Raw genomic sequence first — 12,380 nt, 5'->3', positions numbered from 1 at the left:
CAGCCATCCCTGAAAGACACCGATCGGAGCCTGCCGCCTCAACGGCCAGGGTCCTCAGCAATTAACCAGCGTATCGGGTGCCGGATGCGCGTTTGTGTTGGAGTAATGCAGTGTCCCCTCAAGCAAAGATCGTCCTGACGGCGAGTGCCCTCGCCCTGTGCCTTCTCGGGCCGGCGATGGCCGCCGACCTCTCGCCTGCCTACAACGATCCCCCCGCCTTCCAGTGGAGCGGCGCCTATGTCGGCGTCCATGGCGGCACGGCGTTCACGGGGATGCCGAACCCGTTCGCCGGTCGAAAAGGCTTCAGCGGCGGCGTCCAGGCCGGCTACAACCAACAGATGGGCCCGGCGGTCGTCGGCGCCGAGATCGAAGGTTCCTATCTGGGCGGCGCCGAACACGATGTCCGGGGCGGCAAGATCAAGGAAAAATGGCGCGGCGCGGCCAAGGCGAAGGCCGGCGTGAGCTTCGACCAGACGTTGCTGTTCGGAACCGGTGGCGTCGCCATGACCAGGTTCGACAAGGGCGACGGCGTGAGGAGCAGCGACGGATGGAAGGTCGGCTACCTCGTCGGCGCCGGCATCGAGCAGGGCTTCGCCGGCGGCCTGTTGGCCAAGGTCGAGTACGACTATGTCCGCACCCCCGGCGTTGAAACGACATCGGCCCTTGGCAGGTCCAAGGAGACGATCGGCAGTCATGAGCTGAAGGCTGGCCTCAACTACCGGTTCTAGATTCCAGAACAGCAAGTGGCCGAGCTTGATCGCGCGATGCCGCAACGGCATCGCGCGATCTTGTTGTTGATGCGTCGATGCCGGACACGGACGTCCCCTCGAGGCAAGGAACATTCCATGCTTTCGCAATGTCGATGTAATCTTCGCAATCTAGGTCCCCGGCGTGAATTTTCACCATGGGAATCAGCAATGTCCACGCATCGCCCCGGCCGACGGTCGTCCAAGCTATTGTTCATTGCGATCGCGGTCGCATTGGCGGGCTGCGCCTCCGACATCATGAAGAACTATGTCGGACAACCGGTCGAATCGGTCGTTCTGGATTACGGTCCGCCAACGGCGATCGTCGACCTCGGCCAGGGAGAGCGCGCCTATCAGTGGCGCAAGATATCCACGTCAGCGGTTTCCGGGACATCGAGTGGGGAGGTCCGCCAAACAAAACACGGAACCGTCTATGAAGAGACTGAAACGCCCGGCTATATCGAGCGTCAGGAATGCTTCTACACTTTTTATGCCCGAGCTTCCGGCGGCCGCTGGTTCATCACCAATTTCCGCCGGCCAAAGCTGGAATGCGAATGAACCGCCGCCCCGCAAATCCTGCGGCGGCGCGTGAAGGAGAACGCCAATGCGCGTCCTGCTGATCGAGGACGAACCGGAAATGGCGTCCGTGCTGAAGGCCGCCCTGGAGCGCCTGGACATCATCGTCGACCACGCCGCGACCCTGGCCGACGCGGAGGCGGTCGCTCGTCTGGGTCATCACGACGCCGTGGTGCTGGACCGCCGGCTGCCGGATGGCGACGGCCTCAGCCTGATCCCGCGCCTGCGCGCCTTGCATCTGGATGTGCCGGTGATCGCGCTGACGGCGATGAGCGGGTTGGAGGACCGGGTTGCCGGGCTCGATGCCGGCGCCGACGATTACATGGTCAAGCCTTCGCCACGGTGGAACTCGTCGCGCGGCTCCACGCCCTGCACCGCCGCTCGTTCACCTCGCGCGCCAACCAGACGATGGTCGGTCGCCTCACCTATGATTTCCGCCATCGCGAGGCGCTGGTCGAGGATCAGGCGCTCGATTTGCCGCGGCGTGAAAGGCTGGTGCTTGAAACACTCATCCGCCGGCCGGGCCGGACCATCATGCGCAGCGCTCTCGAGGAGGCCGTCTACGCCCTGGACGACGAGATCGGCTCGAATGCGCTCGACGCGCATGTCTCGCGGCTGCGCCGCAAACTCGACGATGTCGCCGCCGGCATCGAGATACGGGCGATCCGCAATCTTGGCTATCTCCTGCGGGCAGCCTCGTGAAGAAGGTGCGCGCGCGCTCGCTGCAATGGATCCTGGTCCGCCGGCTGATCCTGCTGCAGGCGGCGACGCTGCTCCTCTTCATCGTGCTGTGCGCGGCAGCCCTTTGGATCGCCAATCCGAGGCTGCTTATCGACAACGAGGCTGCCGTCGCGGCCGTCAAGGACGCCGTCGACCGCGACAAGGACGGCAGGCTGATTGTCCGTGAAACGGAAGACCTCGCCGCGTTTCGCCAGAGCTTCCCCAATGTCTGGTACGTCGTGCGCGATGACAGCGGGCAGAGCGTCCGTTCCGGCGCGATACCGGATGTCTACACCAAAGAGATCGGTGGCCTGCTCGGCCAGGCAGACCACGCCACGATCGGATTCTCCGACAAGGACATGCGGCCGGAAGCCTATATCGAGAACGCTTCGACCAAAGCCGGCGCGGTACAGATCATTGCCGCGACGCAGTCGTCGCGCCAGGAGACCGACGGGCTCGAGATCAACATTTCGGCCACGGTGGAGGTCGCCCGCTATCCGGACGGCAGCAGGAATTGGGAGCGCGCCCTGCCGGCGCTTGCGCTCGTCATCGCGATCCTGCTGCTGCCCATCGTCCTCGTCATGGGCGCCACCACGCTGGTGACGACGCCGGCCGTGGTCCGCCGCTCCTTTGCCGGCCTTGTCGAAACCGTCCGCCAGGCTGCCCGCATCGATATCGGTACCCGCGCGATGCAGTTGCCGGTCAAACACGTGCCGCAGGAAATCGCGCCTCTGGTGCATGCTTTCAACGAGGCTTTGGCCCGCCTCGCGCAGGGATACGACCGACACAACCGTTTCCTCACCGACGCGGCGCACGAATTACGCACGCCGATCGCCATCCTGCGCACACGCGCCGAGTTGCTGCGGCAGGAGCCGCAAAGCACGCGGCTGCTGCATGATATCGAGCGCCTGTCGCACCTCGCACAACAACTGCTCGACCATCAATTGCTCGACCGCCCATCCGACCAGCGCGAGATCGTCGATCTCGACGATCTCGTCAGCCGGGTGGCGGCCGACTTCGCGCCGCTCGCCATCGAGGCCGGCTACGACCTTGCCTTCGAGCCTTCGCCCGACAAGACACGCATCGAAGTCAACGTGCTGCAGATCGAGCGGGCGCTCGCCAACCTCGTGCGCAACGCCATCGAGCATGGCGGCGGCGCCGGTACCATCACGATTGCGATCGACAGGACGGGCGGCATCGAAGTGCGCGACGAAGGTCCCGGCATTCCCGTGGAAGAGCGCGAGAATGTCTTCGAGCCCTTCTATCGCCTGCAGCCGCAGTCGCGCGGGGCGGGGTTGGGGCTGAACCTCGCCCGACAGATCGCGCTGCTGCACGAGGGAACGATCCGGATCCTGGCGGGCTCATGGCGCGGTGCCCGCATCCGCATGGAACTGCCGGTTCGGTCGTGACCCAGGCCGTTGACGCAAAACGCGTGGCGGCCGCCAGCCAGTAGCCGCGCCGATCCCTGACTTATCTGTTTTCTAACCAATTGCCGCTATTGCCATTTCCAAAGCGGGAGCCAGGGCTTTGGTGGGAACGGGAAAAATCAGCGCGCATCGCGCACCCATGTTGTCGGTCGTCGTGCCTTGCTACAATGAACGCGACGGCGTGGCGGAGCTTCATCGACGCGTCAGCGCGGTATGCCTCGAGCAAGGCCTCCCCTACGAGGTCGTGCTCGTCATCGACGGGGCGACCGACGGCACCCGCCAGGCCATTTTCGAACTGGCCGAAAAGGACGACCATGTGGTCGCCATCGATCTTGCACGCAACTACGGCCACCAGATCGCCTTGAGCGCGGGGCTGGAATTCTGCCGCGGCCAGCGCATTCTCATTCTCGACGCCGATCTCCAGGATCCGCCCGAACTGCTGGGTGCGATGATGGCGAAGATGGATGAAGGCTTCGACGTCGTCTACGGCCAAAGGGTGAAACGGGACGGCGAGAGCTGGTTCAAGCTGGCTTCCGCCTCGATGTTCTACCGTCTGCTCGGCAGGATGGTCGATGTCGAGATCGCATCGGACTCCGGAGATTTCCGGTTGATGAGCCGCCGTGCGCTCGATCATCTGATTGCAATGCCCGAACGCTACAGGTTCATTCGCGGCATGGTGAGCTGGATCGGGCTGAGGCAGGTCGCCTTCCCTTATGAACGGCAACGGCGCTTTGCCGGAACCACCCACTACCCGCTGAAGAAAATGGTTCTTCTGGCGGTCGACGCGATGACCAGTTTTTCGATCGTGCCTTTGCGCTTTGCCTCGCTGCTGGGAATGATGTTCGGGCTGCTCGGTCTGGTCGTGCTTGGCTATACGCTGTTGGAATGGTCTGTCGGCAATGTTCTGCCCGGCTGGACGAGCCTTGCCGCGATCATGCTTATCCTGGGCAGCGTCCAGCTTCTGGTGCTGGGCATCTTCGGCGAATATCTCGGCCGTATGTACATGGAAACGAAGCGGCGGCCGCTCTATTTCGTCAACGAGATCGTCTCACGAAGCCAGGCAGCGGCTGAAGGCCAGGATTTGCCTGTCCACCGCCTCCAGGAGATGGCGAAAAGGGCCGCGCGTGGCTGAGGCGAAGGTCGACCGGATGCAACGGAACGGCATGGGCAGGATGTGCTCGCCCGGAGCCTTGACGTGAACCAGGCCGCCGCCATCGCGACCGCCACGCCGTCGCTCGGGGACGCGCAACGCATCAGGCTGATATTCTGCCTTCTCTGCGCTTGCGCCGTGGCCTATCTGCTCACGGCCTTTGCCGGCGCGATCCTGCAGGATCCCGACAATTGGTGGCAAGTGAAGGTCGGGCTGGATTTCCTGGAAAACCGGACGTTTCCAACCGTCGACCCCTATTCCCACACTTTTGCCGGCCAGCCCTGGATCGCCAAGGAATGGCTGGGGCAGGTCTTGCTGGCCCTTGCCTACCGCGCGGGTGGCTGGAATGGCGTCGTCACACTGATCATCGCCACGATCAGCCTGACGGTCTTCCTGATGGGATGGTTCCTCAGCGCATGGCTGAAGCCGATATTGGCGATAGCGCTGGCCCTCGCCGCGGCCCTCCTGATCGCCCCGATCTATACCGCGCGCCCCCATGTCTTCACCTTGCCGATCATCGTCGTCTGGACGGCAATGCTGTTTCGTGCCGCGCGAGAAGAGAGAGCCCCACCGCCGTGGCTGCTCGTGCTAGTCGTATTGTGGGCGAACCTGCATGCCACGTTTACCCTGAGCTTCATCATCGCGGCCTTTGCCGGGCTCGATCTGCTGGCGCGCGCGGGTCTGTCTAAACCCTCCCTCCTGGTAAAATGGGTCGCTTTCGGCCTGCTCTGTCCGTTGGTCAGCCTGCTGCACCCCTATGGCGTGAAAGCCATCCTGGCCACGCTCACCGTGGCCTATGGCAATGAGGCTGTTCCACTCATCCTGGAATGGAACCCGTTCAATGCCCAGGAGCAACTCTTCCAGGAAGCGGCGATGTTGTTGGCGATTTTCGGGCTGTTGGTGTCAAGGCCGCGGATCGGCTGGGCCAAGGCGTTGTTCATCGTCTTCACCTTGCATGTCTATCTCGCCCATCTGCGATTTGTATATCTGCCCTTCCTGCTGATTCCGTTGGTCATCGCGGTCGAGATCGCACAGCAATATCCTTCGCTCTCGACCACGGCCTGGCTGGCGGAGAAGCGCGACGGGCTGGAAAAACTCTTCGCCAGCCGGTTCTATGCCATCTGCGGCGCGATGGCTGTGTTGCTGGTCGGTGCGGTCTCGATCCTCGGCAGTGCCTACCAGGTCGCGCCGAGCCCGGCGACATCAGCCACCGGCGCCCTTGCTTTCGCGCGGGATCACCACCTGTCCGGCAATGTGCTGAATTCCTACAATTTCGGCGGCACGCTGATTTTCCACGACATCAAGACTTATATCGACGGCAGGACGGACCAGTTGTTCCTGGGCGGATTCACGAAAACGGATGATGCAACGGGGCACAGCGACGGAAAGCCGCAGCTCGAGGCCCAGTTGAAGAAATACGCCATCGGCTGGGCATTGCTTACAGCCGATGACACCCGAATCCCCTTCTTCAATGAACTGGGCTGGAAGCGGGCCTATGCGGACGATCATGCCGTGATCTACCTGCCCAGCACCTGAATCACCAATCCCACAAAACCGGCGTGGCAAGCGTTCGAAGGCCTGCTATTCGCCTTGACACGGATGTTGCACTGCAGCAAAGTTGTGCTGCATAGCACAGTCCGTGAGGCCTACGAGCCAAGGTTTTTCGCACAATGGGGATTGCCTTATGACGGGCATGTCAGGCGGCGCCGCACGGCCACCGCGGGTCACCGCGTACGGACCGGTCGAATGAATTACAGGCGCGACATCGATGGCCTGCGGGCCGTTGCAGTGCTCCCCGTGGTGCTTTTCCATTTCGGCGTATCCGCCATTCCCGGGGGCTTCACCGGCGTCGATATTTTCTTTGTGATATCGGGCTACCTGATCAGCGGCAGCCTGCTGGATGATCTCGAGCGCGGCCAGTTCTCGATCGGACGCTTCTACTGGCGTCGTGCGCGGCGCATCCTGCCGGCACTGACCTTCGTCATCCTGCTTGCCAGCATTGCGGCCTGGTTCATCCTGTTGCCGTCGGATCTGCACGAATTCAGCCTCAGCGTGATTGCGGCCTCGACCTTCTGGTCGAACATCTATTTCTGGAAGACGACGAACTATTTTTCGATCGACGCCGAACTGCGGCCGCTGCTGCACACATGGTCGCTTTCGGTCGAGGAGCAGTATTACATCTTCGCGCCGATCCTTGTGTATCTGATCTACCGGTATGCCTCGAAGCGCTGGTTGACGATACTTCTGCCGATCGCCATCGGCAGTTTTGCCCTGGCGGTCATGGCGACCACGATGGCGCCGACCGCCGGCTTCTACCTCTTGCCGACACGCGCCTGGGAGCTGGCGCTGGGCGCCATGCTGATGCTGAAGAAGCCGCCGCCACTTGCCAACCGGACGGCAACGGAACTGGTCGGCCTTGCAGGCTTTGCCCTGCTCGCATTTGGTTTCCTGACGATTTCGGAAAGCGATCCGTTTCCCGGCTACAATGCCCTGTTTCCCTGTATCGGAACGGCCTTGCTCATCTATGCGGGCCAGAATCACGCGGACCGGCCCGTGCCTGTTGCCACGCGTGTGCTTCAATTCGCTCCGATCGTCTGGGTCGGCCTCATCTCCTATTCGCTCTATCTTGTTCACTGGCCGATCAATTCCTTCGTCCATTATCTCTCGCTGAAAGCCATCTCGGTGCCGACGATCGTCGCGATGACGGTGGCCAGCTTCGCCCTGGCGACCTTCTCGTGGAAATATGTCGAGCAGCCTTTCCGGCAGAAGCGAACCTTCACCGCCCCGCTGCCGATCTTCGCCTTTTCGGCGACGGCGATCGCCCTGCTGTGCGTCGGCGGTCTGGCCGGTGTGCTCGGCGAGGGCTTTCCGCAGCGGTTCCCCGATTTCTCGACGCAACGGATCGTGGTGGACGACTGGCGCAATGGCGTCTGCTTCAACGAGGGTACGAGCCGGATCGAGAATTGGAACCTTGCCGACTGCACGCGCACGCATGGCTTTCCCACCAATGTGCTGCTGTGGGGCGATTCCTTCGCGGCTCACTACGTTTCGGGCCTTGAGGCCAACGCGCAGAAAATCCAGGCCAACGTCATCCAATATACCTATGCCGGCTGTCCACCCAACCTCAGTTATTTTTCCTACGCCAGGCCAACCTGCACCCGCTTCAACGAACGGGCGCTGTCGATCATCCGCGATGACAATATCCAGGCGGTGATCCTGAGCGGCCGATGGACGGACTACCAGGCCAGGGGCTTCGACGGACTGCAGACGACGATCGACCGGCTGCGCGACATGGGTGTCAAGGTCTATGTCATCGGCCAGTCTCCGGAGTTCATCGCCGACGTCCAGAAGGTCGCTTTCTTTGCTAAACACGAAGGCGCCGCGAACACATCCTGGCCGATGGCCATGGATCCCGATATCAACAAGCAGGTGCAGCTCTTCGCCAAGGGCGCGACCTTCATCGATCCACTTACCTATCTGTGCGACGCCATCGGCTGTTCCTATGAGGATGCCACCAGCAAGCAGTTTCTCTATTTCGACTACGGGCATTTCTCTTCCGCCGGCGCGACGCTGGCCATCTCGAAATACTGGCCAAGCTTCGCCGCCGGCGGCGAAGTCGCAAAGGCCAGGGAGCAGGCACCGACCGTCACCGGTGAGCTGGCGAAGCCCGCATTGTGAGACCGGTTTGCGATTGCCCGAAGCCATGCCGTCATGATAACGAGGCTGCAGCGCGGGTATGATGTAATGGTAGCCTGTCAGCTTCCCAAGCTGAACGCGCGGGTTCGATTCCCGCTACCCGCTCCACCCTGAAGCCAAGAGTCCGTTGGCCCAGGCCGAACCTGTCCACTTGGCAGCACTGTCGGTGAGCCTAGGCTTGGCCGATTCGCATCTGCTTCTTGAGGAGGAACCGGGCGAGGTTGTTGATATTCCGCGGCGCCACCTTCCTGGGCAGATGCGCCAGCAGGTCTTCTGATTTGACGTCGTTGCGGAACCGCTCCGCCCAATCTTCGGTGAGGTCGTCCCGCTGCAGCCGCAAATTCGTCTCGAACTCTCCGTCCGGCATTCCCACCGACAACTGCCGGGCCACCGACGCGACGTAAGGACGAGGATCCTCCAACAGATCCTCATAGAAAAAGTGATCGTAGTGCAGATCGGCCAACCGCAGGTAAGCCTCCCAGAAGGCATAGCTCTGCTCGATCAGGAAATAGGCCTGGCAGATACCTGCGAAGTCGTATTGCGGAACCATATCCGCGCCGTCCATCGTGCTTTTCCAATGGCCCGACGCCTTTGCCCGGCAATAGGAAATCGCTTGGCGAAGACGGTCCCGTCGCTCCAGCAGGACCAGACCCAGGTCATGGCGCCGGCCGCATTCCGCCAGGAAGTCGGCTCCGTATTTGGCCTGCGACCAATGAAGGTGCCGTGGAAACAGCTTCACGGCGAACGTGCCGTTTGCAGTCCCGCCGCGATCGATCACGGCGGACAGCAGATCATCGAAGGATTTCGGCTTGCACCCCAGATTGGCCGTGTCGAGCCACTCGGCCGACTTGCCGAACAATCCCGTGCTGTTTGTGAGGCTGCCAAGCCATTCGGAGCCGCTGCGGGCTTCGGTCAGTATCGCGACGCCCTTCATGCGTGCCGATGGTCCGCGGCCCGCGTCATGTCGATTGCAGAATGCCGTTCTTCTTGATGGTCCCCCGCCATGGTCAAAGCTCCGCTTAAACAGCGCCTCAACGGACAAAGGCCTCTATGGTTCCGTCGATTCGACCGTAGGCTAAGGCAAAATGCAGGCCCAAACACGTTACAGTTGGGTAATCAACGCCACGCCTTGGGCTCGAAGAGCCCTGAATATACGCGCAAAGGCCGGCCACGCTGTGGTGGCCGCCCTTTGGCGTCAGCCAGAAGCGATTACAGCCAGACGCCGAGCCAGACGCGCTCGCGCCAGCAGCGGACGCGGCGGCGGCCGTGGCGCCAGTAGCTGCGGCAAACTCGTCTCCAGCCGCGGCGGCGTCCACGGCGGCGACGCCGGTAGCCATCGGGACCATGATGTCTCCAGCGATGCCAACGGCGGTGGGAGACCTGCTCCAGTTCGACCTGGTCATCCTCTTCGAAGACAGCCGGATCCGGCTTGTCCAACTCATCGAGAATTCCATTGCCCTGGGGAACACCGGCAAGCGCGCGGCCGGGTCGGGCCACGCTTGCAAACGCAACCGCCCCCGCAACGCCAAGCATTCCAGTAAGAAACAACCGACGTTCCATAAAAACCTCCCGAGTTGTTAACCACCGACACCTCGTTCCCTCGCCCGAAACAGGCTCCAGCGCGCATGCCGATCGGTTTTGAACGCGCGGAGGTGGTTCTCGTTCCATCACCCCACTTCACGCAGGATGAAATCATGCAGCATCTTGGCCGCCGGCGACAGGACGCGATTCCTGACCGTGATCAGGCTGTAGGGCCTGACCTCGATGTCGAACTCGGTCTGGACGACGTCGATGGCGCCGGCAAGTCCGTCCGGGTTCTGGATGAACTTCGCCACCTGCACCGAGACCGGCGCTATGGCATCGGATTGCGCGACCATGACCAGCGTGAGCAGCAGCGAGCTGGTATTCAAGATCCGATCCGGCAGCGCGATGTTGCGGTTCAGGAAATTGCTCTCCATCGCCTGGCGCAATGGCGAACCGCCTGACTGGAAGACCCAGTCATAGGCAGCGGTGTCTTCCAGCCGCACTACATTACCCCTCGCGAGCGGGTGGCCGCGGCGCACGATCAGGCAGGCTTTCTCGACGCCGATCACGCGGGATTCGAACAGCCGCGGATTGAGGTCGTCGGGAATGCGGGCGATGATGAAGTCGTGGCGCGAGGCGATCAGCTCGCGGGCGAGCACATTGGAGGTTTCGACCTGCATGGTGATCTCGATGCGCGGGTAGATGCGGCGGATCTCGCGAATCGCCGGCACGGCCAATTCGATCGCTGGCGCGGTCACGGCGCCGAGGAACACCGAACCGCCCTTGCCGGCCTTGAGCTCGGCAATCTCGCGGTCGGCTTCGTGCATCTCGAGCAGGATCGAGCGGGCCCGCCTGGCGAGCGCCTGACCATAGGGGGTGAGGGTCACGCCGCGCGGCAGCCGTTCGCACAGCTTCACGTCGAGCACCGCCTCCATCTCGGCGATCATGCGCGAGGCGGCCGGCTGGGAGATGTTCATGACCTGGGCCGCGGCGCTCACCCGTCCGTGATCGTCGAGGGCGGCGATCATGCGCATGTGGCGCAAGCTCAAGCCACTGCGCAGGAGTGTCTCCCCATTGCCCGGGAGCTTCTCGTAACTTACGGGAATCGCATCGGGATCGCGCAATGCCGCCATGATCTTCCAGCCCTTCCGCCGGTTCCTTTCCGCATGCTAGATCATACCGGTTTCGGTATAGCAACCACCAAAGATCGCATTTGACAGTTATGGCAAAGCGACCCACCCTTCGCGCGTTCCGGGGTGCAAGGGCGGTAACGACCAAAATCGTATCGATTGAAACTGCATCGCGGAGCCGATTGGGAGGATACCGGAGATCGATAAAGCCGACAGCGGCGCGTTTGCGCTCCTGTCTGGCTGCGCGGCCCGCGAAGCCCCGAGGTGTCGCGTCCATCAACCAGGGAGAGTAAGTTGAAGATCATCAAAACGCTGGCCGCCGTCGCGGCCCTTGGCATCGCTGCCATGAGTTATCAGGCGCACGCGGCCGACAAGGGTCTTGTCGGCGTGCTGATGCCGACCAAGACCTCGCAGCGCTGGATCAATGACGGCGACGCCGTCAAATCCCAGCTCGAGGCTCTCGGCTACACTGTCGACCTGCAGTACGCGCAGGACGACATCCCCAACCAGCTCAGCCAGTTGGAAAATGAAATCACCAAGGGCCCGAAGGCGCTGATCATCGCCTCGATCGACGGCACCACCCTGTCGGATGCGCTGCAGAAGGCCAACGACGCGGGCGTCGTCGTCGTCGCCTATGACCGCCTGATCAAGAAGACCGCCAATGTCGACTATTACACCACTTTCGACAATTTCGGCGTCGGCGTGATCCAGGCGAATTCGCTGGTCAAGGGCCTCAAGGAGCGTTTCCCGAACACCAAGCCGTGGAACGTCGAACTGTTCGGCGGCTCGCCCGACGACAACAACGCCTTCTTCTTCTACAATGGCGCAATCTCCGTCCTGCAGCCGCTGATCGACGACGGCTCGATCAAGATCAAGTCCGGCCAGACCGGCATGGACAAGGTCGGCACGCTGCGCTGGCTCGCCGCCACCGCCCAGGCGCGCATGGACAACCTCCTGTCGGCCAACTACTCGGACGGCAGCCGCGTCGATGGCGTCCTGTCGCCCTATGACGGCCTGTCGCGCGGCATCACCGCCTCGCTGCGCGCTGTCGGTTATGGCACCGACGCACAGCCCTGGCCGATCGTGACCGGCCAGGATGCCGAGACCGCCTCGGTCAAGCTGATCATCTCGGGCGAGCAGTACTCGACCGTGTTCAAGGACACCCGCGAACTGGCCAAGGCCACGGTGCAGCTGGTCGACAAGGTGCTCTCGGGCGGCAAGCCGGAAGGCCTGGATGAAAAGACCTACAACAACGACGTCAAGGTCGTTCCCTCGATCCTGCTGACGCCGCATGAAGTCGACAAGTCGAACTACCAGGCGCTGGTCGTCGACTCCGGCTACATCAAGGCCGAAGACCTGAAGTAATTTCGGTTATAAAGTCAGGGGTCCTGCGCAACGCAGGGCCCCTTTT

Annotated in this window: 10 protein-coding genes, 1 tRNA gene and 1 pseudogene; 9 read left to right on the top strand and 3 right to left on the bottom strand. The window is 62.3% G+C overall.

Going from position 1 to position 12,380, the window contains the following annotated elements:
• Positions 1 to 110 precede the first annotated feature (110 nt).
• The 8 genes and pseudogenes from O7A70_RS04925 to O7A70_RS04890 all read left to right on the top strand — a co-directional run bounded on the left by O7A70_RS04925 (position 111) and on the right by O7A70_RS04890 (position 8,423).
• On the top strand, positions 111 to 728 hold the full coding sequence (locus tag O7A70_RS04925; protein WP_337139366.1) for an outer membrane protein: 618 nt from the start codon (positions 111 to 113) through the stop codon (positions 726 to 728).
• Positions 729 to 917: 189 nt separating this feature from the next.
• Positions 918 to 1,304, top strand: a complete 387-nt coding sequence (locus tag O7A70_RS04920; protein WP_337139365.1) for a hypothetical protein — start codon at positions 918 to 920, stop codon at positions 1,302 to 1,304.
• A gap of 46 nt (positions 1,305 to 1,350) precedes the next feature.
• Positions 1,351 to 2,024 (top strand): annotated as a pseudogene (locus tag O7A70_RS04915) (response regulator transcription factor).
• Complete coding sequence (locus tag O7A70_RS04910) at positions 2,021 to 3,451, top strand: sensor histidine kinase (RefSeq protein WP_337139364.1); 1,431 nt, start codon at positions 2,021 to 2,023, stop codon at positions 3,449 to 3,451. Before O7A70_RS04915 ends, O7A70_RS04910 begins: the two are co-directional and overlap by 4 nt.
• Before the next feature lie 121 nt (positions 3,452 to 3,572).
• Positions 3,573 to 4,601, top strand: coding sequence for a glycosyltransferase family 2 protein (locus O7A70_RS04905; protein WP_337139363.1), 1,029 nt, complete (start codon positions 3,573 to 3,575; stop codon positions 4,599 to 4,601).
• Positions 4,602 to 4,664: 63 nt separating this feature from the next.
• On the top strand, positions 4,665 to 6,155 hold the full coding sequence (locus O7A70_RS04900; protein ID WP_337139362.1) for a hypothetical protein: 1,491 nt from the start codon (positions 4,665 to 4,667) through the stop codon (positions 6,153 to 6,155).
• Positions 6,156 to 6,365: 210 nt separating this feature from the next.
• On the top strand, positions 6,366 to 8,297 hold the full coding sequence (locus tag O7A70_RS04895; RefSeq protein WP_337139361.1) for an acyltransferase family protein: 1,932 nt from the start codon (positions 6,366 to 6,368) through the stop codon (positions 8,295 to 8,297).
• A gap of 52 nt (positions 8,298 to 8,349) precedes the next feature.
• Positions 8,350 to 8,423 (top strand) — tRNA-Gly (locus tag O7A70_RS04890).
• Positions 8,424 to 8,487: 64 nt separating this feature from the next.
• On the opposite strand, the gene O7A70_RS04885 is transcribed toward O7A70_RS04890, so the two are convergent.
• The 3 genes from O7A70_RS04885 to O7A70_RS04875 form a co-directional block, all read right to left on the bottom strand.
• Positions 8,488 to 9,249: a Stf0 family sulfotransferase gene (locus tag O7A70_RS04885; protein ID WP_337139360.1), complete on the bottom strand. Its 762-nt coding sequence runs from the start codon at positions 9,247 to 9,249 to the stop codon at positions 8,488 to 8,490.
• A gap of 275 nt (positions 9,250 to 9,524) precedes the next feature.
• Positions 9,525 to 9,875, bottom strand: coding sequence for a protamine-2 (modular protein) (locus O7A70_RS04880; protein ID WP_337139359.1), 351 nt, complete (start codon positions 9,873 to 9,875; stop codon positions 9,525 to 9,527).
• Between the two features lie 107 nt (positions 9,876 to 9,982).
• Positions 9,983 to 10,972, bottom strand: a complete 990-nt coding sequence (locus O7A70_RS04875) for a LysR family transcriptional regulator (protein ID WP_337139358.1) — start codon at positions 10,970 to 10,972, stop codon at positions 9,983 to 9,985.
• 291 nt (positions 10,973 to 11,263) lie between these two features.
• Here O7A70_RS04875 and chvE point away from each other — a divergent pair, with 291 nt between their 5' ends.
• Positions 11,264 to 12,334 (top strand): multiple monosaccharide ABC transporter substrate-binding protein, encoded by a 1,071-nt coding sequence (chvE, locus tag O7A70_RS04870; RefSeq protein WP_140507547.1) that lies wholly within the window; start codon positions 11,264 to 11,266, stop codon positions 12,332 to 12,334.
• Positions 12,335 to 12,380 lie beyond the last annotated feature (46 nt).

The organism is Mesorhizobium sp. Cs1299R1N1 (assembly GCF_037179655.1).
GTDB classification, from domain to species: domain Bacteria; phylum Pseudomonadota; class Alphaproteobacteria; order Rhizobiales; family Rhizobiaceae; genus Mesorhizobium; species Mesorhizobium salmacidum.
The sequence above is the reverse complement of the archived record's forward strand: the minus strand, read 5'-3'. Positions and strand labels throughout refer to the sequence as shown.